This is a genomic window from Spiroplasma endosymbiont of Tricholauxania praeusta (assembly GCF_964019535.1).
GTDB classification, from domain to species: Bacteria; Bacillota_I; Bacilli_A; order Mycoplasmatales; family VBWQ01; genus Spiroplasma_E; species Spiroplasma_E ixodetis_A.
In genome coordinates this window covers 289,060-311,283 of record NZ_OZ026450.1, presented here as the reverse complement: position 1 = coordinate 311,283, position 22,224 = coordinate 289,060, and the positions used below count along the sequence as shown (strand labels likewise).

Below are 22,224 nucleotides of genomic sequence, written 5' to 3'. Positions count from 1 at the left end.
CAAAACCCTTGTTTTTTTCTTATTATTTATTTTTAATAATATCATTTTATTTAATAAAATAAAATTTTGATTTTCTATATATTTTTCAATACACATTATTAATAAATAACATCGCAAAATTTTATTTACTGAAATTGGTTTTAATAAAATATTTTTTTTTGTATAATTAACTGTTATAAAGGAGGTCATTTATTAATATGAAAAAACAACGCTTAAATATCTCAAAATTAGGATTCTTACTTTCAGTAATGGGTTCGGCAGTAGGATTAGGTGGTATTTGAGGATTTCCAACTCAAATGTATAACCATCATGGTGCTTTTCTAATCCCTTTTTTAATATGTATGGTAATTTGTGCAATACCAGTTTTATTTATTGAAATGACAATTGGTAATAAATATCGCAAAAATCATATTGAATTTTTTAGTGAGGTTGGAGGTAAAAAGGGTGCTTTTTTTTCTTGATTGCATTCAACAACCGTTATTTTACTAAGTACTTATTATAGTGTTTTAGTAGGATGAACTTTAATTAATATTATTATTAGTTTTACTTCTAATTTAAATAAAGGTTCTTATTTTTATCATAATATTTTACAACAAACAAATGATCAAGATATTAGCAATTTAAATAGCCTAGGTAACTTAAATTGAATGATTTTACTTGCAACAATTGGTGTATGAATTATTTTGGGTATTATTCTATTAGGTGGTGTTGAAAAAGGAATTGAAAAAGCCAATAAAATTATGATTCCATTTTTATTTTTAATGATTATTATTTTAGCAATTTATACTAGTACATTATCGGGTGCTAAACTTGGATTAAATGTAATGTTTGATTTAGATGCTAAAGAATTATTAAATCCTGGATTATGAAAAGATGCTTTTGGTCAATCATTCTTTATGTTATCAACATGTACAGGAACCATTTATATTTATGCAGCTCATGCTCCTGAAAAACAAGATAGTACTAATCAAGCTTTTGTAGTAGCCTTTGGTACTAGCGTTATTGGTATATTAACAACAATTATTGTTTTTAATTCAATAGGTGCAATTGCTCAAAATCAAGGTAAAACTGATATTAAAGATGTATTTCAAGCAGGTCCTGCTTTGATTTTCCAAGTAATACCACAATTATTTGCTATTATTAATAATCAAGTTCCTATTTTAGGAAATATTTTAGCAATATTATTTTTTGTTACACTTTTCTTTGCGGGTATGTCCTCACTAATTGGTCAAGTTGAATCAATGGTAAATGGTCTAGAATATGAAATTCATTTAAAGCGCAAACAAGCATTAGCAATATCATTATTAGGAGCAATGGCAGTATCAGTATTATTTACCTTTAGTAATTCACCAGCGCTGTTTAATGGGCTAGCAATCTGAGTAGCACAAATTTGATTACTAATAATTGGGTTTATTTTATTAATTGGTATTAGTCCATATGGCTGAAAACTATATGATACATTAAAATTATATAATAATGAAAATTCATGAATGAAATGAACAAAAGGATATAAAATAGTAATTTTAATTATCGCACCAATTTTAATTTTAATTAATATTGCTACTGGTATCTATGATTTTATTATTAATATTATCAATGCTAATTTTGTCTATGGTACAGTTGGTCTAACACTTGGTGTTGGATTAGTTTTACTTTTAACTTTTATCTTAACTTATCATAAAAATATTCATAATGGTTTTAATAAATTATTTAAAATAAAAACAAAAACTGAAAGAGGTTAAAAAACATGGATGTTGGAGCAATTATTTTAATGGTAATTTCTTTAGTAAGTATTATTGGTCTTTTTATTTTCTTTGTCATAATGGATTTTAAAAGTCATAAAAAACAAAAAAGAAAAGAAAATAACAAAGAATAATATTTTTTAAAATATTTTAGTATACTTATGATAAAGTATTATAATTAGGTTTTTTTGTAATCTGGCATTTTGATGCCAGATTACAAAACTTATTATTAAATGGTGAGTGAAATGGAAAAAAATAAATTAAAACAAATTTTATTAATTAGCAAAATAACTTTAACAATTGCTTCTTTATTTTTATTTTTAGTTTGACTAATGTTTATGACTAATAATTTTTTTCCTAAATCTCAAAACTCATTTGTTGCCAAAATTATGAATACTTCAATTCAAATTATGATTTGACCAATTACTAGTATAATTCTATTTATTTTTATTATGCCAATATGAGTTACTAATAAAAAACAAATTTTATTAGTATTTTTAACATTATCACTAATTATCACAATATTGTGTTCAACTTTTCTTTTCAGTTTAAATATTAATAAATTCTGAATTATATGATTAATTGCTCATTTTTTTGCTATAGCTTCAATTATTTTTGTATTTTTTTCTTTTTTCTTTAAAGAAAAACTTCTTTTATTTAAAAAGAAAAAAAATAAACATATTGAAAAAAAGATTAAAAAATAATTTTTTTTAACTTGTTTATCAAAAGTAGTTGACTTTAATTTTAGTAATATGATATAAATACATGGTGGTTAACATAACTGCGGGTGTCGTATAATGGTATTATTACAGCCTTCCAAGCTGAAGACGTGGGTTCGATTCCCATCACCCGCTCCATTATAAAATAAAAAAAGGCGTATTAATTACGGCTTTTATTTTTTTATAATGGTTTATATTTTAGGACCTTTTTTAGTTTGTAGTACTACTGCTGTTTCTTCATCACTAGAATTACTGCAAGCACATTTATTAACTATTTCTGCTCATGAATTTACTGGATACATAACTAAAGACATTCCATTAGTTCTTTCTGGTAATGATTCTAAATATTTTATTTTATTATTTGTGCATTCTTCTAAATTAATTTTCATTAGTTATCCCCTACTTCTTTTAAAATTCGACTATTAAAAGCATCTGCTAAGAACTTATAAACTTTTACTTCAGAAATATTTTTTAAATCATAACAATTAATGATGTCAGTTAATTTTAAAATCACATCATGATATTTTATAAAATAAGTTTTATTTTCAACATTTGCTCACTTTTCTAAATTCATTGCATAATAAATTATTCCATCTCTATAAAATTGTGATTTCATATTTCTCACTCCTTTAAACGATATAATAAAACAAAAAACCTAATTTAAATACAAAAATTTAAACGAGGTCTATAAAAAAACCAAAATATTTTGTTCCAAAGTTCCTTTAAAACTTTAATACAATTGTAACTCATTTACAAGAAATTCCAAGTAAAATCAATAAAAAAAATTAATAACTTAAAATTAATATAAAGAGATAAATAAAGATTGCATTTGCAATTTTTATTTATAATTGTCCTGAAATTGTTTTTAAAACAAAATTTTTTATATTCACTGATTGGAACTTCAGTTTTATTTATTAAATCACTCACTTGTTTTTGTCATTTTTTAACTAAGTTTTTCATCTCTACATAGTCAGGTGTAACAATAGAAACAAAAATAATCATTTGTTTCATAATTTGTAACTCAACCTCACAATGTTTTTTATTGACTAATCTGGCGTCTCAAGCATAAGCAAGAACTGTTCTATTGCTTACTGCTACTTTAATTAATTTGTTTTAGTTTTATCTTTAGGAATTTCTTTTAATCTTTTTTTCCTTTTCTTTAAAACTTTAATTTAATAAAAATCCTAACATAGAAATATATCTATATTAGGACTGAACAGTTATTAAATTATGAATATATAATAACATAAAAAATAATACTTTTGATGAAAATTATAATTAACACTTATATAAGTATTAATATTTAATTTCCTATACATGTATTTTTTATAAATAATTAAATTATAAAACTTCTAAGGAAATAACTATTTCTAATTAAACAATAGTTATCTAATACAAGAATAAATGAAAAATATCTATATTAAATATAGATACTATAATATAATTTTTCTAAAATTAATATAAGTTTTTACCTATTTACTTTTATTTTAAAGTAAATAGGTTTTTAATTTAAAAAAGGAGATATTTAGAAGTGCTATATAGTAAAAAAACAGAAAATTTTATAACAGAAAAAGAAAAACAAGTTTTTAAAGAAAAAACAACAACAAATTCAAGAAAAATTAAACCACAATTACCAATAACAACATCTCTTGCTGAAATATTACTAAATAATAATGAAAAGCTTGTTGGTACTATTACTAGTGATCAGTATCTTAATAAAGATAACAAACAAGTACCATTATATAAAGTAATTAAAACTTCAGAACCAAATAAAAAAATAAACATTAAAGCAATAAATTCTATTAAAAACGACAAACAACCAATAACAATTCTAAATAAAACCAATTCACAATCAATATAAAAATAAAATAAAATTATTAAAAATTGAAATTGAAATTTTTAATAATTTTATTTTTTATTATTTAATTAAAAGTTTATGTTTAGATTAACTACTAAAATTTATTTTATTCTTATTTTATAGTATGATTTACCTATAAACTTAATTTTTTATTATAAAGGAGAAATAATAATGAATGTACTAAAAACATATGAGATTTGAAAAAAGCAAAACTTACCACAACACTTAAAAAAACAATTAACTACAATGTCTAAAAGTGAAATTGAAGATGCTTTTACTACAACTTTAGAATTTGGTACAGCTGGCATGCGCGGTATTACTGGAGTTGGTACCGGCAGAATTAATGAAATTATTATTATGAAAGCAACTGTCGCATTTATTCAATATTTAAAATCTGCTTTTTCTGAAAAAGACTTACTTCGTGGTGTTATTATTGCTCATGATAATCGTCACTTTTCAGCAGAATTTACAATGTTAACAGCAAAAACTTTAGCCAAACATAAAATTCTTGTTTTTTTATTTAAAAATAATGATTTAAGACCAACACCAGTACTTTCATATAGTATTAGAAAAGTTAATGCTCTTGCTGGAATTGTTATTACGGCCAGTCATAATCCTCCTGAATATAATGGTTATAAAATTTATGATCAATATGGCTGTCAATTTCTTCCTAATGTTACCAATATAATTAGCAATAAAATGGAACAATTGCCTGATGATTTTCAATTAACATTCGATTATGATACTAACCTAATTAAAGAAGTGCCTTCAACAGTAGAAGATAATTATCGTGATGATATTAAAAATTTACAGTTTTATCCACAAGTTAAAAATCGTAACTTTAAAATTGTATTTTCTAATCTACACGGTACTAGTCGTGAATGAGTTAAACCAATTTTAGAACAATGCGGTTATGAAATTATTTTAGTAACAGAGCAAGCTAACTATGATCCTGATTTTAAAGGTGTGGTGTCGCCCAATCCCGAAGTAAAACCAACATTTGATTTAGCAATTAAACACGCTAAAAAACATGATGCACCATTAATTATTTTAAATGATCCTGATGCTGATCGCATTGGTATTGCTGTAAAACATAATAATGATTATGTATTATTAACAGGTAATGAAACAGCACCAATTTTATTAGAATATTTATTAAGCCATTATCAACTTAATAAAACAATGCCAAAAAATCCCGTTATGTACAATACATTTGTTACTTCCAATTTATCTGATATGATTGCTAAATCATACGGATGTCAAGTCATTAAAACGTTAACTGGCTTTAAATGAATTGGTGCAGAAATGCTAAAAGAAAAAGCACGTAACATTAACTTTGTTTTTGGTTTTGAAGAAGCATATGGTTATGTTATTAAAGATATTACTCGTGACAAAGATGGTATTCAATCAGCAATAGTAGCAGCAGAAGCGGCTTGATATTATCAAAATTCACAAAAAACATTAGTTGATGTTTTAGAAAATATTTATCAAAAATTTGGATATTATTACTGTTATACTGTTAATCTTATTTTAAAAGGAAAAACAGGACAAAATACTATTAATAATATGTTAGAAACATTAAGAACTAGTAAAATACCAACGCTTAATAATATTAAAACAATTAAAGTTGAAGATTATCAAACTGGTTTACATGGAATGCCATCGCAAAATTTACTAAAATTTTACTTCAGTGATGGTTCATGATTTGCTGTTAGACCTAGTGGAACTGAGCCAAAAATTAAATTCTATTTTGTTTGTGTTGATAAAACCATTAATGATGCACAATTAAAAATGAGAAAAATGTATGAAGAATTAGCTATCAAACATCTAAATATCAAAGATATAAAATGATAGAAAGGAACTAAAAAATGACTGTAATTAAAGATATTAAACCTAATAATGTTTTAAGTTTAGTAGTAATTATTAATCGAGTAATTCAAGGTGTTGCTTCTAACAATACTAATTATTTAAACTTACAATTACAAGATAAAACTGGGACAATTTCAGCAAGAATTTGAGACGTAAGCAAAGAAACTATTGAACAATTAACAATAGGACAAGTAATTAAAATTGAAGCAAATAGCATTAATTATAATAATGAAATACAACTAAAAATTAATAATTGAACTATTATTACTAATCCTAGTGAATATTATGATTTATTACTTACACAAGCACCAATTAATATTATTGAAGCATGAACTGAAATTAGTCAAACAATAAAGGAATTTAAAAATCCAATTTTAAAAAAAGTATTAATCCAATGTTTTAATAAAAAAAATATTGATGATTATAAAAAATGACCAGCAGCAGTTAAAATGCATCATGCTGTTCAAAGCGGTTTATTATGACACTCAGTAACAATGCTAAGAATGGCAAAACAAGTAGTAGCACTTTATAATGATCGTAATATTAATAGTGAACTATTATATGCAGGAATCATTATGCATGATTATGGAAAAATGGTTGAATTAAATAATAATCCTATTAGTTCATATACACTATCAGGTAAAATGATTGGTCATATTTCATTAGGTGCAATGCAAGTTACACTTGCTTGTAAGGAATTAAATATTAACTTAGAGGAAGAAATCGTAGTTTTATTACAGCATCTAATATTATCTAGTCATGGTAAATATGAATATGGCTCACCTGTCTTACCAAAAACAATAGAAGCTGAAATTTTACATCATTTAGATAACTTAGATGCAAAAATCTATGCAATTGATGAAGCATTGGTTAATATTAATGTTGGTGAATCAACTGCTCGTATTGCAAGTATTGAAAATAGAATGTTTTATAAACATCAAAATTTAAAAGAAAAAAAATAAAAATGTTACTTGAATTTTTTTCAGATTTAAAATACAAATTCCCTTTTAAATTAAAAAGGGAATTTGTATTTTAAAGTAATTTTTCAATTAATTTTAGTTAAGTTTCCATTGAATAAAACTAAGTTATATTTATTCAAATAGGAAAGAAATAACCATCTTCTTCTTTTACACTACCATAAAAAATTATTATTAATGCTGGTTTCTTTGTTTCTTTATTTTCAAATCAATTATTAGAAACCGGCTTTTCATTTAGATCATAAATTTCATTTTTATTTGTAAGTTTATTAAAATCAATTTTTTCCTTATACATACCTTCTAATATTGACTTAGTAAGATATTCAAATTTTTTTTGGATTTTTTTTAAACTATCTGTAACATTTGCAATTGCCTGCTGTTTATCTGATGTAGCAGGAGTTGAAGGATTTTCTGGTGCAAATTTGGCTACTGGTTTAGTTTTCTCTGCAAAATAATTTTGCATATCACTATCTGAAATAATTGTTTGCTTAGTTATATCAATCATTGTTGAACCTTGATAATTCGGATCATTTGAATTACTACTTATTTTGACAACTATTTTAGATACTTTTTCAAGTTCTTGTTTATTGTTTGTTATTTCTTGATTATTTTCGTTATAAAATTGAAGTTGATAACCAGCAGCTAATGGTGTTGACTTAAATTCATCAAAACTATTTATATTACTAATTAATTCTTTATAACTTTTACTTGGATTAGCAATAATGTCTAAACCAGTTAATTGAGTAATAGTACTTAAATCAGTTTTATCAGATTGTTCTTTTATATTTATTTTAATTGGTGCTGTTGAACCTTGATAATTCAAATCATTACTATTGCTAGTAATAACTATATATAAATCACCAACTTTTTCTAATTTAGTAGTTATATCATTTTTAGCTTCTTTATCACTAAAATATTTAATTACAGGGTTAACTAACTTTGGATTTAAGTTTTTAACTTCTGTTGTATTATTTATTAATGTATCTAATTTTTTATTACTTTTATTAACATCTATAGTAATATTTGTTGTTAATTTAGTAATTTTATCTTTTAATTCTGTTTTTTGTGTTGTGTTATTATTACAAGCAACAACTGATAATGATATTGGTGTTGACATTGTTAAGATCGATAATAATTTTACTAAGTTTTTCATTTTTTACCTCGCTTAAAAATAATAAGTTAATTTAAAAACCAATAAAGATTTTGAATTAATAATATATGAAAACCAAATATTTTACAATATAACTTTAATATGCAAAAATACTTGTAAATTAAGAAATTTTTTAAAAAATTTCTTTTCTTTTTTATATATTTTAAAATTATTTTTTAATTAAAAATGATAATTTTCTATTACTAGTAAAGAAAATATGATATTATATTATTAAAATTTAATATAAGTTTTTAACCTATTTACTTTATTTCAAAATAAATAGGTTTTTTGTTTTAATTTAGAAAAGGAAGATAAAGAAATGCCTAAAAATAAATTTTTAACAGCTATTGAAGAAGGTGACTTACAAACAGTTAAAACTTTACTATTTGATCCTGATAACAATAAGTTCGATATGGAGGGTGCCCTAATAACAGCTGCTGATTATGGTCACATTGAAATAGTTAGATTTTTAATCCAAAATAATACTGATATCAATCATATAAATAGTACAAAAGATACTGCTTTAACACTAGCTGCTGAACAAGGTCACACAGAAATAGTTAATCTTTTAATAACAAACGGCGCTAACGTTAATCATAAAACAAAATTTGGCAATACTGCTTTAACAAAGACCGCCAAAAATGGCCATTTAAATGTAGTTGATTTATTAATAGCCAATGATGCTGACATTAATCAAATAAATTTACGTGGTGAAACTGCTTTAATAAGAGCACAAAAACAAAAACATACAAAAGTAGAAAAAATTTTAACAAAACAATGTTCTTTAGAATCTAATAAAAATGAAATCAATGCAACTAATTATAATAATAAACCATCAATAAAGGTTACTGTTCTTTTAGTACAAAAAAACAGTAACCTTTATTAAATGTTTAAACTTATCTATTATAAAACTTTTTATTATTTATGCAATATTTTTAATATTATTAATTAATTTATAATTAATAGGATTATTAAAATTATTATCTTCATGCACACATTTTCCAACATGAATATCATTAATACCGTTTTTTAATAAAACATTAACATTTTCTAAATTAACTCCACCACCAGCAAGAATTTTTATTGGTAAATTTAATTTCTTTAATTCTTTAAATTTATTAATATTATTCACAATATTATCTTGACCACCAGAAGTTAAAACTGTAGTAACACCTAATTTTACTAACTGTTCTAAAGCTTGTTTTTTATTAAAAATTTCATCAAAAGCACGATGAAAAGTTATTTTTAAAGGCTTTGCTAATTTAATAATTTCACTCATTCTTTCAACATCAATATTATTATCTTTAGTTAAAATACCACAAACAATACCTAATGCATGAGTTGTTTTAATAAATTCAATATCTCTTTTAAAGATTTTAAAATCATTATCAGTAATATTAAAACCATTATTATTATTTCTAACCATAACCATTACTGGTTTCAATGAAATTTTACATGCTTCAGCAATCAATTCATAACTTGGAGTATAACCACCAAATTCCATAGCAGTACAAAGTTCAACTTGATCAGCTAAAGAATTATTAATTTTTTCTATATCTTTTAAAGATGTAGCTATTACTTCTAAAAACATAAAATATTTCTCCCCATCTTATTTTTTTGGTAAATAAGTTTTCAATAAACTAACTTTATCTAATTTCTCTCAAGGTAATTGTAAATCATTTCTACCAAAATGACCATAAGTTGATAATTGTTGATAATTTTGTTTCAATAACTCTAATTTATCAATCATAGCACTAGCAGAACAATCAAAGACTTGATAAATTATTTCTGTTAATTTTGCCTCTGTTAAACCGGAAATAATAGTTTGATGAGTATTAACAAATATTGCAATTGGTTCAGGAGTTCCAATTGCATAAGCTAATTGTACTTCACAAATCTTTGCTAAGTTAGCAGCAACAATATTTTTAGCAATATACCTAGCATAATAAGCACCCGTTCTATCAACTTTAGTGGGATCTTTTCCTGAAAAAGCTCCCCCACCATGACAAGCAGCTCCACCATAAGTATCAACCATTAATTTTCTTCCTGTTAAACCAGTATCACCAGCAGGTCCACCAATTACAAATTTACCGGTTGGATTAATTAAATATTTAAAATCAAGATTTAAATGATATTTATTAGCAATATATTGCATAATTTCTGTATGAATAAATGTTTTAAATTGTTTTTCATCATAATTTTCTTGATGTTGAATGCTCATTAAAATAGTATGTATTTTTAAATTTTTAGGGTCTTCTTGATCAATAGTAACTTGCGCTTTCATATCAAGAAGTGCATACTTAAATTTTTTTTCCTTTCGTAATTTTGTAGCTCGTTTAATTAATTCATGTGCTAAAACAATTGCTAATGGCATATATTCTGATGTTTGCTGACATGCATAACCAAACATTATTCCTTGATCACCAGCACCAATTTGATGATTTTTTAATTCAACACCTTGTAAAATATCAGGTGATTGTTCATGAATTAACACTTTAATTTCACAAGTAAAGCCATTGAATCCAATTTCATCATTTATATAACCAATTTCAGTAATAACTTTTCGCGCAATTGCTTGATAATCAACTTGAGCGTGACTATGAACTTCACCACCAATTAAAACAAAATTTGTAGTAATAAAAACCTCACATGCTACTTTGGCATGTGGATCTTGTTTTAAAAAAGCATCCAAAATTGCATCAGCAATTTGATCGCAAATCTTATCAGGATGACCAGGAGCAACAGACTCACTAGTAAAAAGAGGATGGGTAATATTAGGTATTAATTTCATATTTTTTAACCTTTCTCAAGTAAAATATTTTTTGTAATTCATGGCATAATTTCATTATCAAATATATCTTTAATATTAGGTTCATTAATTAAAGCATGTTTACCATCAAAAATAAAAACATAACTATGATGTTTCTTCCAATATTTTTTATTAATTTTAAGTTGATGAAAATCACTAAATACATCATCAGCGCTTTGCAAGATTAACGTTGGAAGTTTTGAATTACTAATTTCCATTATACTTTTTTTATTAATTTTTTTAAATTGTAGTAAAAAACGTAATGATCAATTTTGACGATTACTATATCTTTGATTTATATTAGTAATATGAGCATTATTACTAGAAATATCTTGATTTTCAACATAGATTGGCATTTGAATATTAGAATTAAAAATAAAAGCAAAACAAAAACAAATAATAAAACTTAATGAAAATTGATAAAGATTTTTTTTAGTTACTAAATTACTAGTAATTAATGCTGATACTTGTGAATTATTTTTAACAGCATGACTAGCAATAGCTGCGCCTAATGATTCACCAAAAACAATAATTTTTTGATTGGGATATTTAGATTTTACTACACTTATTATATCTTTTAAATCATTAATATCAGTACCTAATGATTTAAATTTTCAATCTTGTCCATTTTTACCATTACCTCTTCGATCATAAGTAATCAAAGATAGTTGTGATTTTTTACAAAAAGAACTTAGTAATTTAAAATCATCTTTTTGACCTTGCAAGCCATGAGCACCAATAATAATGACTGTACTTTTATCAACCATTTGCTTAAATAATTTTACTTCATAACCATCACGTAAAATAATTACCTTTTCTCGTATTTCAGCAGCTTGTTGTACATGAACATTGTCTTTAATTTTTGCCATTAATAAAATTCTTAAAATTATTAAAATTACTAATATACTAATCCCAATTAAAATCGAATATAAACCATTTTGCTCAGTAAAAAAATTAGCATTGTTTCATATCATGTTAAAGTTAGTCCCTTCCTATATTTGTAATTATTCGTAAATTTTAAAATTAGGTGCTTGTGGATGAATAAAAATACGTTCAATTTTTTGTGCTTTATTTGTTTCATCATTAATAGTTAATAAAACAGCTGAAAATTGACCTTCACCATCTGCTGGACTAAATTTTGCTGGCATACTTTTTTTATCACGAATAATAACTTCTTCAGCTTTAGCACCAATAATAGAATAAAACGGACCTGTCATTCCAACATCACTAATAAAAGCGGTACCTTTTGGTAATAAACGATTATCTGCTGTTTGAACATGAGTATGAGTTCCTACCACACAAGTAACTTGACCATCAAAATTTCAAGCAAAAGATAACTTTTCCGCTGTTGCTTCAGCATGAAAATCAATAATATGAATGTCACTTTTTTCTTCACTATTTTGTTTATCAATCGTAATAAGTTGTTCAAGAGCAAAATAAGGATTATCAGATTTATCCATGAAAGTACGACCAATTAAGTTTGTTACACGCACTTTTTTATTACCAACTTTAACTAAAATTGTACCATTACCTGGATGATAAGGATTATAATTTAAAGGACGCAATAAATCGGGAGTTGTATTAATATACTTAGCAACATCAGGATGACCAAAAATATGATTACCGGTAGTAATAATATCAATACCAGCATTTTTTAATTCATCATAGTGTTTTTTACATAATGATTTACCATGCGTAGTATTTTCACCATTCGCAACTACTAAATCAATCTTAAATTGATTTTCATATTCCTTTTTTATTTTAGGAATTCAATATTTAACCATTTGTCTACCAACAATACTGTAAATATCACCAATTATTAAAATTTTCATTAATTTCCACCTGCTTTATTCTATTTTATCAATTTCTTGTAAAACTTTAATAAAATTATACTTTTCCGTATATTTTTCATATATTACTTGTCGTTGTTTATATTTTTCATAAAGATGCAACTTACTTTCATATTTATTTAATAAAATAATAACTTTTTGTAGACTATCATGAACAGCCGTTCGTGATACTTTTTGTAAATCAGCGATTTCTTGTAAAGATAAATTCTCAATAAAGTAATTTGTAAAATATTGTTTTTGTTTTGCTGTTAATAATGTATTATAAAAAGCAAATAAACTATAATATAAAACTTGTTTTTCTAAACTATTCATTTTCATACTCCACAAACAAATCACTTGTTAAACTAAAAATATACTTATCTAAATCAAACTCTTCCAAGTCATTAATACCTTCACCAAAACCCATTAATTTAACAGGAATATCTAATTCTTCCTTAATAGCAAGAATAATACCACCTTTAGCAGTGCCATCCATTTTTGTTAAAATAATGCCAGTCAAAGAAACAATTTTCATAAATTCTTGCGCTTGATTAATACCGTTTTGTCCAGTTGTACCATCAATTACTAACAATGTTTCATTAGCTTCATGTCCTAATTTCTGAGTAATAATTTTATTAATCTTTTTTAACTCCTGCATCAAATTAACTTTATTTTCTAATCTCCCTGCCGTATCAACAATAATAACATCACAACCTTCAGATTTAGCTGCTTCAATTCCAGCATAAACAACACTAGCTGGATCTTGCTTTGGTGTTCCTAAATAACAAGGAATGCCAATTCTTTCTGCTCAAATTTGTAATTGTTCAACTGCACCAGCACGAAAAGTATCAGCAGCAACTAGAATTGGTTTTTTACCTTGTGTCTTTAATTTAGCTGCTAATTTAGCTGCTGATGTTGTCTTACCATTACCATTAACACCAACAACTAAAAATAACGAAATATTATTACTACTAAAATTTAATCTTGTAGAAACCAACTGACCATCAGTATAAATAACAAACATTTTATCAATAATAATATCATTAATATCTTTTGGTTTTGTTAATTTTTGGATTTTGGCTTCATGACGAATTTCATCAGTAATAGTTTCTGCCATTTTGTATCCAACATCTGCTAAAATTAATACTTCAGTTAATTCTTCAAAATATTGTTCATCAAGTTGATGATAACGCGCTGCTAATGCTTTAATTTTAGATGCAAATAATGTTCTTGACTTTTTAAGGCCCTGATCATATTTAGTTGTCTTTTGACCAAATAATTTTGTCTTTAAATTTTTAAAAAATGCCATATTTTCACCTACATTGTTTATTATACCAATAAATAACTAGTTATTTATGACATTAATACTTTAATTGGGAGCGTACCGAAGATGTCAATAATATTAAAATTTGTCTTAAAATTATAAAGTTAGACGAGAATAATTTTGACTTCAATATGCAATTGTATGTTAATCTTAACACTTGTAAAATATTAGTCAACAATAATACTTACTTTTATAAGTCAAAAATTCTTATTAAAGTTTAGTTTAATAAGTTTTTAATATGTTATAATGTAATAAAGTCCTTTAAGATAAACCGTATACCGTTATGATTACTAAGCGTATGTAAAGTACGTGGTCTCTTAGGCAAATCCCTTAATTAGGGATTTTTATTTTATAATAATTGTACTGCTGTGTTTATTTGATAGCATTTAAAATTAACCATTTTTGTATACATATCAATGTTATAGGTTCTATCACCAATCATATGCTTTAAAATTTGTTTAATATTAGTTTCAGTAAAGCAACCAATATTTTCAACTAATGCTTGGTTTAATACACCATCTTTGGCATTAATAAAATAACCAACTTTTAATTTTTTATATTGTAAGGTTAATGATTGTAAAAAATCAATTAATTCATAATATTGACCTTTTTCAAATAAATTTATTGCATTTTGATAATGTAATTTAGCAATTTGATTTTTTCTTCTTCCAGCCATTATACCAAGAAATAAAACATGAAAAGCATGAAATTTATCTAAAATAAATTTAGCATTTAAAATTGTAGCAGTTTTTCTAATTCATTTTGCACTATCTCCACAAACTATTAAATTTGCTTGGTCAAAATTTTCAAAAAATAAATTACCATATTTTTCAATTAATTTTGCAGTTTTTTCAGAACCAATTTCTGTTTTTGATACTCTTATTTGACAGGTTGCTCTTTTATTAATTAATTTTCCATTTTTCTTTTTACCAGTACAAAATACTATTAATCTCATAGAACATTTTTTACAATTTTTAGTATTGTGTTTTTCATTAAACTTAAATTTTCGATGTCCATCATCAATATTTATATATAATATTTGATTTGGTTGTAATACAATTTTAGGAATATTAGCTTTTGGTAATTCAAATTTTTTATATCTTCTACAAACTGTACTATTACTTATTAAATCTTCAATAAAAGTATCACAAACATCACGGTATTTTTTACCATCTGCAAAATATTTTAAAATTTGTTTAATAACATCTGGTGCTAATTTACTATACTTTTTAACACCAAGATAGTTATCTAGCAATGAAACAAATTCTCTTTTTTGTGTTTTTGGGTTATAATATGTATAAATACGTCGTTTATAATTTAATAAACCTTTTTTTGTTTTTAATTTTCTTTTTCTAAATCTATATGATTTATATACAGATTTATCACATGTACTTCATAAATAATCATCTATTTTTTTAAATAATTCTTCTGTTTGTTGTAAATTTAATTCATTTTGATTATAATAGTGTTGGAATGTTTTAGTTTTTTGTGCTAAATTAATAAATTTAGTAGTACGATAACCACGACTAATTTTATTAATTCCAGCAAATGCTGGTAATATATTAAAAAAAGTATTTAATGGTGTTACATTTCCTTTTAAATAATCATAAACTTGATTAATAGTAAAATCAGTTAAAAATTCTACACCAACAGCACTAATACTAGCAATTAAATCACTTGCACCTAATCCAAGTGCTAAACTTTCACTTAAACCACCAGTAAAAGGAGCAAGTGCTACTGCTATAACTTGTACACCAATCATTTCTAAAATTTCTCACCAAAAACTTTTATTTTCTTGCTGTTTACTTATTCTAGTATGTTTTGGTTTATTTATGTTTAAAAGTATTGCTGTACTAGTTGTACCGATTGGCATGGTATTAATTTCCTTTATTTAAGAGTTATTTTAATTGGATTTGTTGTTCCTTTATAATTTAAATCATTAACATTTGAAGAAATAACTATGTATAAATCACCTGCTTTTTGTTTTTGATTACTTACATTAGTTTTTCCTTGTGCATCACTAAAATATTTAATAGTTGGATTTGTTAAATTTGGATTTAATGATTTAAGTTCATTAGTACTTTTTATTTGTGTATTTAATTCACTATTATTGTTATTAACATTTGCAGTAATATCAATTGTTAAACTTGTAATTTTAGTTTTTAAATCAGTTTTATCATTATTAATGATTGCACATAACATTCAACGTGAAGTTGTTTCTTCATCTGTTATATAGGGTATTGATTCACCAGTTACTTCTCCACCAACTAAATATCTTCTTCCAACTTTACCATCAGCAATATCTTGAACATATACAACTGTATTTTGCAACATATATCTTTTCATTGCTCTTGGTGTTGCTAAAACAAAAGACATAATTTTAGTTTCATTATTATCAGTAAAAGTCATATAATCATCCATAACAATTTGACATAGTACACCTTTAATATATAAATAATTTCCATTTAATCTTAATTGTTGAGCAATCTGATTATCAGTAATTAAACCTTTATTATTAGCTAAATAAACAATACTATCATAAAGATTATTAGTAATAAAAAAACGACAATTATTACTATTTCTTAGTTGAAATAAAGTATTTCAAGCATCTAACATTGATTTTAAATATCCTACTGGTGTTTTATCAGTAATATCTACTTTAGTTGCATATTTTGCAATTACATTTGTATCATTATTTGCTAAATAATCTGCTAAATCATTAGCAACTTCATATTGCATTGTATTTAATAAATTTTGTCCATTTTCAGCATTTAAATCAACATTAGCAATTATTTCACCTGCAACTGCTTCTTCTTTAATTTCTTTTAAAATTTTAATAGTTTCAGCATAACTAACATCTAATCCTTTGCTTTTATCATTTCATTTTAGTACTTTAATTTCTGGATTTTTTGGTTTTTTAACTATAAATTCAATTTTTGTAGAATTAACCATTTCAATAGGAAAAAAACTTGCTCATGGTGAATTTGATTGTTTATAAAATTCTATAAACTCTGGTGCTTCTACTAATTTTTCGGTATTATCTAAATTTTTATTGAATGGTACTGCCATTTTTTATTTTCCTTTCTGTTATAAATTATTTTTCTTTTTATAATCCAATAAAGTACTTTTTATTGAATTTGGTTGATTTGTTATTATTGTCTGTGGTTTGCCACCTGTATTAATTGTTTCTTTAAATACTGGTTGTTCTTTAATCATTTTTTTAATAGTTTCTTCAATTTTTGAATTTTCTAAATTATTAGTTTTAAATTTTAAATAATCATAAAATTCACTTTTAACTTGATATTTTTTAAATATATTAATCATTTCTTTTTCTTTAATTTCTTGATTAAGTTTATTTAACTTATTTTCTGCTTCATTAACTTTATTTTCTATTTCTTGTGAAGAAGCATTATTTTCAGTTAAAGGTTCAGTTGTTTGTTGAACATTATTTTCATTTTCTAACATTTACATCACCACTTTTTTATTTATTTTCTTTATTAATCTTTTCATTTAACTTTGCTAATTTTTTTTGATGTTTAATAATTTTGTTATTTGCTCTAACATGTTTTGGAGTTGTGATAAATCTTTTTAATAAAACAATAATTTCTCTGCAAATTAATGTTCCAACACTTGTTCCAATAATTATTAATTCATGTAAAAATTCTTTCATCTCAATATTTTCCTTTCAACTATTTATTTTTAATTTTTAATTATTCATCAAATTGACCACCATTAATTCTTTCAATCATCGATTTTGAATTACTTATAATGCTTACTAATAAGGCAATTTCTTTATTTAATTGTTCCATTCTCTCTTTATATGTATGAATTTCATTATTATAATATTCAAGTAATTTTTCTTTATTCATAAATTATTCACCTCCTTTATAAACTCATGTGATTATAATCTCAATTTAATGAAGAATTATCATGATTTAATGGTACTTCGCTCATATTATCACTACCATAATATTGACTTGCAGTTTCACTATTAATAGTAAATCTATTGTCATTAATTAATCTTGTAGTTTCATCATTAAATGATGTTTCTTGCATTTCTTCATTATGATGTGTAGTTTCCATAGGTAATAAATTATGGATAATTTCACTTGCACCAGCAACAATTGTAGGTACTGCATAAGCATTATTAAAATTATTATTAATACCCATTGCTACACCACTTGATATTAAACATCCACCAGTTGCCATATTACAAATCTTTCTTATTGTTTCAAATTTATTAGGTATTAACTCCGTTAATCCATTAATAAGATTTGATATACCATAAGCATTTAAACTAATATATGTATCTCAATCCATTAATGACTGATTTTCTTGTTTATTTAATAGTAATCATGGCGGACCTTCTGTTGTAGTTGTAGTAGTTATTGGAATTGGTGTTGTTGGAATAATAGGATTAATATTATTTTCTGTTCATTTACTATAATTTGCTAAACCAATTGTTCCTAATCCTAATGCTATTTTTTTAGAACTATTAATTAATTTAGTTTTAGTATTTGGTCTTTGATTTAAATTTCAAATATCTAAACCTAATTTTTTACCAAATAATAAACTATTAATTGAACCTAATATTGGATTAGCAATTACTTGACCATAATAAGCACTTGTACCAATCATTGCACAAATAGGACTTATACCAGTTCTAATTAATTTGGTTAAAGTATAATTTGATTGTGTATTTTCGTTTGGCATTTTATTCTCCTTTATTTGTTTTTATCAGTTCTCTTATAACATCTAATAAGGAATCTACTACATAAGAATTTAATTCAAATTCATAATTTCTAATTTTAATTTTTTCCTTTTGCATTTGTTTAATCTCCTTTAATTTCTAATTTTTTAATTGTTACTTTAATTCAACCTTGATAAACATCATTATCACCAACTATTAATGCAACATTACTTTCGGGGTCAGAAACAATTATGTGTTTGGATTTAACATTTGGGTATTGTCTTAAAATAATTGCTCTAATATCATTACTTGTATGAATTGCTTTTGGAAATGGTGATAATATTTCAATTTCATCTTTATTTTCAAACAAAGTAGGTAATATTATCATTAATTATTCTCCATTTTCAATTAATTCCTTTAAAATAAATAAAGTTACATCAGTTCTACGTTCTGGTTCTAATTTAATTAAATTATTAATATGATTAATTAGTTTTTCTTTATTCATTATCAAATTCACCATTTTCTATTTTTTCAATTAATAAACCGAAAATTCCTTTAAAATTTATATTTTTAATATGTTCAAGTAATTTTTCTTTATATTCATTTTTTAATTCTTTAATAATAAATATTAAAATTATTATTAGTGTTATAATTGTTATTAATATTGGTACTATTAATAATATTTTTCACAATATCATTTTTTATTCCAATTTATCTTTTATTATTTGATTTTTTCTAATTATTTCTTGTTCTAATGAATAAATATGTTCTGACATTTTATTTATTATTAAATTTATATAATGCATTTCTTCTTGAATATTATTAAATGCAAGAGTTCCTATTTTAATTTTTAAATTTTCTAATACTTTTTCCATATCTTTTTTTATTACTAAATCAGTCATTTGTTTTGGATTTTGATTAAAATTCATTAGACATATTCCATAATTAAATTTAATCAATTGTCAATAATACTTTTTATAAATTTTTTAGTGTTATTAATTATAAAAGTTAATATTTTCCGAAAAAATAGTTTAAAAATAAGTTTCTATTTCGAAAACAAAAAAATGTTAATAATATTTTTATATTAACTTGATAATAATTTCAATTTTAAAAAATATATTTTTGATTTTTTTTATTTTAATGGTTTTATTTTATTAAAAATTTTACAAAGTAAGTTAAATCTTAAATACATAAGTCTAAATTTACTTTTTCTACATTTATTTACTAAAATTTTGAATCTTTTTAATCAAGCAAAAACATGTTCAACTTTGATTCTAATTTTAGATACAATCTTATTATATTTTCTTTCTTGTTTAGTTAATTTTTTATTTTTACTTTTTTTAATTGGTATTATTGTATTTTCATAAATATTTTGTATACCTTGATATCCTAAATCACCAATAATTATTGTATTTTTAGAAAATACAAGATTTGAATTTTTTAATATTTGAAAATCATGCACTTTGCCATTATCAGCAAAAATATCAACAATATTTTTATTAAAAAAATCATATACAATTTGAAATTTTATAGAATACATTCAACTTTTACCAGAAAAATATTCTAACTGTAGTTTTTTTTAGTTGGTCTTTCAATTTCAATCTCAGTTGAATCAATTAAATAAAATTGAAATTCATTTAAATTTTCTTGTTTTTTATCATTTTTTGATTTATATTTTTCTTTTAAAAATTGATAATCTCTATCATTACTAAGTTTATTTTCAACTCAAGTAATATTTCGAAAACAGCTTGAAGGACTCATTTTATATTTAATACTCATTTGAAAAAAAGTATAATATTCTTTTCAATATTCAAGTGTCATCATCAATCTTTCTTCAACTGAAAGTTTATTTTTTCGACCTTTAGTTTTTTCTAATTTTTCTATTTCAATTAATTTTTCTAACATTTCATTAAAATGAAAATGTTTTATACCAAAATATCTATAAAATTTATCATTTTTTAATTTTTTTAAATTTTCAAAAGCCATATTTATCAACACCTTATTAATTCATTAATAAAATAAATTATAAAATTATTACTTGATTTTTCAAAAAAATAATTACGGAATATGTCTATTATATTTTTTCTCCTTTTTGTAAAATATCTTTTATTATTTCTAATTCAGTCATTCTAATTTCATTTGTTTTAATAAAATTTTGCAATCTTTCAATTTCTTTTGTATATTTATTAATATTTTCTTTATGCTGCTTAATTCTGTCATTAATATATTCTAATGGTGTATTTTTAATCATTTTTTTACTCTTTTCATTTTTTAAATCATTTAACATTGATTGAACAAAATGCACGATTTTTAGGAATATTTAAAGTATTAAAAAATTGACCAGTTACAATAATTTCATCGTTTTTGTTTAATAAAATACATCGTCTATAAAATTTTGGGTTATTAAAAATTAAAGTAACATAATTTAATCCATTTCATTGACCACGAACACTATAATATAATTCCTTATTACCTTTTTCGTAATATTTTGCTTCAATAGTGTTACTCAGTTTTACTTTTAATTTGACATAATTTGCTTTATCTTTCATTTTTATAATTCCTTAAATAGTATTGAATATGCTTATAAGCATCTTGTTCATGTTTTGTTAATTTTATATTTCCTTTATAATTTTCTAAATTATTAGTTTTATTTTTTGGTTCACTTTCTAAATAATCTCAATTCATAACATCTTCTACTAATACCATTAATGCACCAATAATCTTAGGTGTTGCTAATGGATTAGTTAATAATTGTTTTGAGCTTAAAAAGAAATTTTCTACAATAACTAATATTTTTTGATTAATAAATTGTTTTTTAATTAATTTAAAATATTCTTTATATATATTTTTACTTTCTAAAACTGTTTTAGTTTTGAATGTTTCATTAAAAGTAATATTATTAGTTTCACTTGAATATATAACCATTCCATTATTACCAATTCCAGCAGGATCAATTCCAATAATTAAGTCATATTGCATTAATTAAGTTAACCTCTAATAACCGTTTTAATAATTTCTAAATCACAATTACATCAACAATATTTACATTCTTCAATAAATTCTTTATGACCACAAACTAAATTATCTTTTTTTAAATCATCAATCAGTTTAATTAGCCCTATTTTAAATTCAATATCATCACTGTCTGGTATGCAAATCGTTCCTCTTTTAGTTAAATATTCTTTATTCATATTTATGCCTCCTACTTAACCTAATATTTAAAATACAGTCATAACAAATCGCTTTACTATTTTTAT

General features: G+C 23.5%; 31 protein-coding genes and 1 tRNA gene. 8 read left to right on the top strand and 24 right to left on the bottom strand.

The genetic code is table 4. From position 1 onward, the window contains the following. Positions 1-197: 197 nt before the first annotated feature. The 4 genes from AACK96_RS01760 to AACK96_RS01745 all read left to right on the top strand — a co-directional run bounded on the left by AACK96_RS01760 (position 198) and on the right by AACK96_RS01745 (position 2,599). A complete protein-coding gene (locus AACK96_RS01760; RefSeq protein ID WP_252318968.1) occupies positions 198-1,742 on the top strand; it encodes a sodium-dependent transporter in 1,545 nt (514 codons plus the stop codon). A gap of 5 nt (positions 1,743-1,747) precedes the next feature. Next, on the top strand, positions 1,748-1,876 hold the full coding sequence (locus tag AACK96_RS01755; protein WP_281749467.1) for a hypothetical protein: 129 nt from the start codon (positions 1,748-1,750) through the stop codon (positions 1,874-1,876). 111 nt (positions 1,877-1,987) lie between these two features. Next, positions 1,988-2,446, top strand: coding sequence for a hypothetical protein (locus tag AACK96_RS01750; RefSeq protein ID WP_338974684.1), 459 nt, complete (start codon positions 1,988-1,990; stop codon positions 2,444-2,446). Positions 2,447-2,525: 79 nt separating this feature from the next. Beyond that, positions 2,526-2,599, top strand: a tRNA-Gly gene (locus AACK96_RS01745). Positions 2,600-2,652: 53 nt separating this feature from the next. On the opposite strand, the gene AACK96_RS01740 is transcribed toward AACK96_RS01745, so the two are convergent. After that, entirely contained in the window at positions 2,653-2,850 is a 198-nt protein-coding gene (locus tag AACK96_RS01740; RefSeq protein WP_281749520.1) for a hypothetical protein, read from the bottom strand. Next, complete coding sequence (locus tag AACK96_RS01735) at positions 2,850-3,077, bottom strand: hypothetical protein (RefSeq protein WP_174481002.1); 228 nt, start codon at positions 3,075-3,077, stop codon at positions 2,850-2,852. The genes AACK96_RS01740 and AACK96_RS01735 overlap by 1 nt, the downstream gene beginning before the upstream one ends. Before the next feature lie 915 nt (positions 3,078-3,992). On the opposite strand from AACK96_RS01735, the gene AACK96_RS01730 reads away from it, so the two are divergent. The 3 genes from AACK96_RS01730 to AACK96_RS01720 all read left to right on the top strand — a co-directional run bounded on the left by AACK96_RS01730 (position 3,993) and on the right by AACK96_RS01720 (position 7,150). Then, positions 3,993-4,322, top strand: a complete 330-nt coding sequence (locus AACK96_RS01730) for a hypothetical protein (RefSeq protein ID WP_338974681.1) — start codon at positions 3,993-3,995, stop codon at positions 4,320-4,322. 168 nt (positions 4,323-4,490) lie between these two features. Beyond that, entirely contained in the window at positions 4,491-6,173 is a 1,683-nt protein-coding gene (locus AACK96_RS01725) for a phospho-sugar mutase (RefSeq protein WP_338974679.1), read from the top strand. Between the two features lie 14 nt (positions 6,174-6,187). Continuing rightward, on the top strand, positions 6,188-7,150 hold the full coding sequence (locus AACK96_RS01720; protein WP_338962038.1) for a 3'-5' exoribonuclease YhaM family protein: 963 nt from the start codon (positions 6,188-6,190) through the stop codon (positions 7,148-7,150). A gap of 118 nt (positions 7,151-7,268) precedes the next feature. On the opposite strand, the gene AACK96_RS01715 is transcribed toward AACK96_RS01720, so the two are convergent. Further along, entirely contained in the window at positions 7,269-8,318 is a 1,050-nt protein-coding gene (locus AACK96_RS01715; RefSeq protein WP_338974677.1) for a hypothetical protein, read from the bottom strand. Positions 8,319-8,634: 316 nt separating this feature from the next. Here AACK96_RS01715 and AACK96_RS01710 point away from each other — a divergent pair, with 316 nt between their 5' ends. Further along, entirely contained in the window at positions 8,635-9,201 is a 567-nt protein-coding gene (locus AACK96_RS01710) for an ankyrin repeat domain-containing protein (RefSeq protein WP_338974675.1), read from the top strand. A gap of 36 nt (positions 9,202-9,237) precedes the next feature. Here the strand turns inward: AACK96_RS01710 and AACK96_RS01705 are convergent, their stop codons facing one another. From AACK96_RS01705 to AACK96_RS01605, 21 genes are all read right to left on the bottom strand, one after another. Then, a complete protein-coding gene (locus AACK96_RS01705) occupies positions 9,238-9,906 on the bottom strand; it encodes a copper homeostasis protein CutC (RefSeq protein ID WP_338974673.1) in 669 nt (222 codons plus the stop codon). 18 nt (positions 9,907-9,924) lie between these two features. Then, positions 9,925-11,100 (bottom strand): methionine adenosyltransferase, encoded by a 1,176-nt coding sequence (gene metK / locus AACK96_RS01700; RefSeq protein ID WP_422397331.1) that lies wholly within the window; start codon positions 11,098-11,100, stop codon positions 9,925-9,927. 11 nt (positions 11,101-11,111) lie between these two features. After that, the gene (locus AACK96_RS01695) at positions 11,112-12,098 is read right to left on the bottom strand and encodes an alpha/beta fold hydrolase (RefSeq protein ID WP_338974669.1); all 987 of its coding nucleotides are present in this window, start codon (positions 12,096-12,098) and stop codon (positions 11,112-11,114) included. Between the two features lie 30 nt (positions 12,099-12,128). Further along, on the bottom strand, positions 12,129-12,956 hold the full coding sequence (locus tag AACK96_RS01690) for a TIGR00282 family metallophosphoesterase (protein ID WP_174480992.1): 828 nt from the start codon (positions 12,954-12,956) through the stop codon (positions 12,129-12,131). 15 nt (positions 12,957-12,971) lie between these two features. Then, positions 12,972-13,286 (bottom strand): YlxM family DNA-binding protein, encoded by a 315-nt coding sequence (gene ylxM / locus AACK96_RS01685; RefSeq protein ID WP_174481096.1) that lies wholly within the window; start codon positions 13,284-13,286, stop codon positions 12,972-12,974. After that, positions 13,279-14,262 (bottom strand): signal recognition particle-docking protein FtsY, encoded by a 984-nt coding sequence (gene ftsY / locus AACK96_RS01680; protein ID WP_252319004.1) that lies wholly within the window; start codon positions 14,260-14,262, stop codon positions 13,279-13,281. Before ftsY ends, ylxM begins: the two co-directional genes overlap by 8 nt. A 364-nt stretch (positions 14,263-14,626) precedes the next feature. Then, positions 14,627-16,150 (bottom strand): Mbov_0401 family ICE element transposase-like protein, encoded by a 1,524-nt coding sequence (locus tag AACK96_RS01675; protein ID WP_338974666.1) that lies wholly within the window; start codon positions 16,148-16,150, stop codon positions 14,627-14,629. A gap of 14 nt (positions 16,151-16,164) precedes the next feature. Further along, the gene (locus AACK96_RS01670; RefSeq protein WP_338974664.1) at positions 16,165-17,346 is read right to left on the bottom strand and encodes a hypothetical protein; all 1,182 of its coding nucleotides are present in this window, start codon (positions 17,344-17,346) and stop codon (positions 16,165-16,167) included. Between the two features lie 18 nt (positions 17,347-17,364). Beyond that, positions 17,365-17,742: a hypothetical protein gene (locus AACK96_RS01665; RefSeq protein ID WP_281747963.1), complete on the bottom strand. Its 378-nt coding sequence runs from the start codon at positions 17,740-17,742 to the stop codon at positions 17,365-17,367. Positions 17,743-17,758: 16 nt separating this feature from the next. After that, entirely contained in the window at positions 17,759-17,947 is a 189-nt protein-coding gene (locus AACK96_RS01660) for a hypothetical protein (protein WP_174480113.1), read from the bottom strand. A gap of 40 nt (positions 17,948-17,987) precedes the next feature. Beyond that, positions 17,988-18,146: a hypothetical protein gene (locus AACK96_RS01655; RefSeq protein WP_338961498.1), complete on the bottom strand. Its 159-nt coding sequence runs from the start codon at positions 18,144-18,146 to the stop codon at positions 17,988-17,990. Positions 18,147-18,162: 16 nt separating this feature from the next. After that, the gene (locus tag AACK96_RS01650; protein ID WP_338974662.1) at positions 18,163-18,990 is read right to left on the bottom strand and encodes a hypothetical protein; all 828 of its coding nucleotides are present in this window, start codon (positions 18,988-18,990) and stop codon (positions 18,163-18,165) included. A gap of 119 nt (positions 18,991-19,109) precedes the next feature. Next, the gene (locus tag AACK96_RS01645) at positions 19,110-19,355 is read right to left on the bottom strand and encodes a hypothetical protein (protein ID WP_338973650.1); all 246 of its coding nucleotides are present in this window, start codon (positions 19,353-19,355) and stop codon (positions 19,110-19,112) included. Positions 19,356-19,464: 109 nt separating this feature from the next. Continuing rightward, positions 19,465-19,665 (bottom strand): hypothetical protein, encoded by a 201-nt coding sequence (locus AACK96_RS01640; RefSeq protein ID WP_338974660.1) that lies wholly within the window; start codon positions 19,663-19,665, stop codon positions 19,465-19,467. Between the two features lie 3 nt (positions 19,666-19,668). Then, positions 19,669-19,896: a hypothetical protein gene (locus tag AACK96_RS01635; RefSeq protein ID WP_338974658.1), complete on the bottom strand. Its 228-nt coding sequence runs from the start codon at positions 19,894-19,896 to the stop codon at positions 19,669-19,671. Positions 19,897-20,099: 203 nt separating this feature from the next. Further along, on the bottom strand, positions 20,100-20,507 hold the full coding sequence (locus AACK96_RS01630; protein ID WP_338973314.1) for a transposase family protein: 408 nt from the start codon (positions 20,505-20,507) through the stop codon (positions 20,100-20,102). Between the two features lie 23 nt (positions 20,508-20,530). Beyond that, complete coding sequence (locus AACK96_RS01625; protein ID WP_338973316.1) at positions 20,531-20,953, bottom strand: transposase family protein; 423 nt, start codon at positions 20,951-20,953, stop codon at positions 20,531-20,533. An 88-nt stretch (positions 20,954-21,041) separates the two neighbouring features. After that, positions 21,042-21,254 (bottom strand): hypothetical protein, encoded by a 213-nt coding sequence (locus tag AACK96_RS01620; protein WP_338973522.1) that lies wholly within the window; start codon positions 21,252-21,254, stop codon positions 21,042-21,044. Beyond that, complete coding sequence (locus AACK96_RS01615; protein ID WP_338973519.1) at positions 21,223-21,516, bottom strand: hypothetical protein; 294 nt, start codon at positions 21,514-21,516, stop codon at positions 21,223-21,225. Before AACK96_RS01615 ends, AACK96_RS01620 begins: the two co-directional genes overlap by 32 nt. After that, complete coding sequence (locus AACK96_RS01610; RefSeq protein WP_338973425.1) at positions 21,506-21,946, bottom strand: hypothetical protein; 441 nt, start codon at positions 21,944-21,946, stop codon at positions 21,506-21,508. The genes AACK96_RS01615 and AACK96_RS01610 overlap by 11 nt, the downstream gene beginning before the upstream one ends. 8 nt (positions 21,947-21,954) lie before the next feature. Beyond that, complete coding sequence (locus AACK96_RS01605) at positions 21,955-22,158, bottom strand: hypothetical protein (RefSeq protein WP_338973654.1); 204 nt, start codon at positions 22,156-22,158, stop codon at positions 21,955-21,957. Positions 22,159-22,224 lie beyond the last annotated feature (66 nt).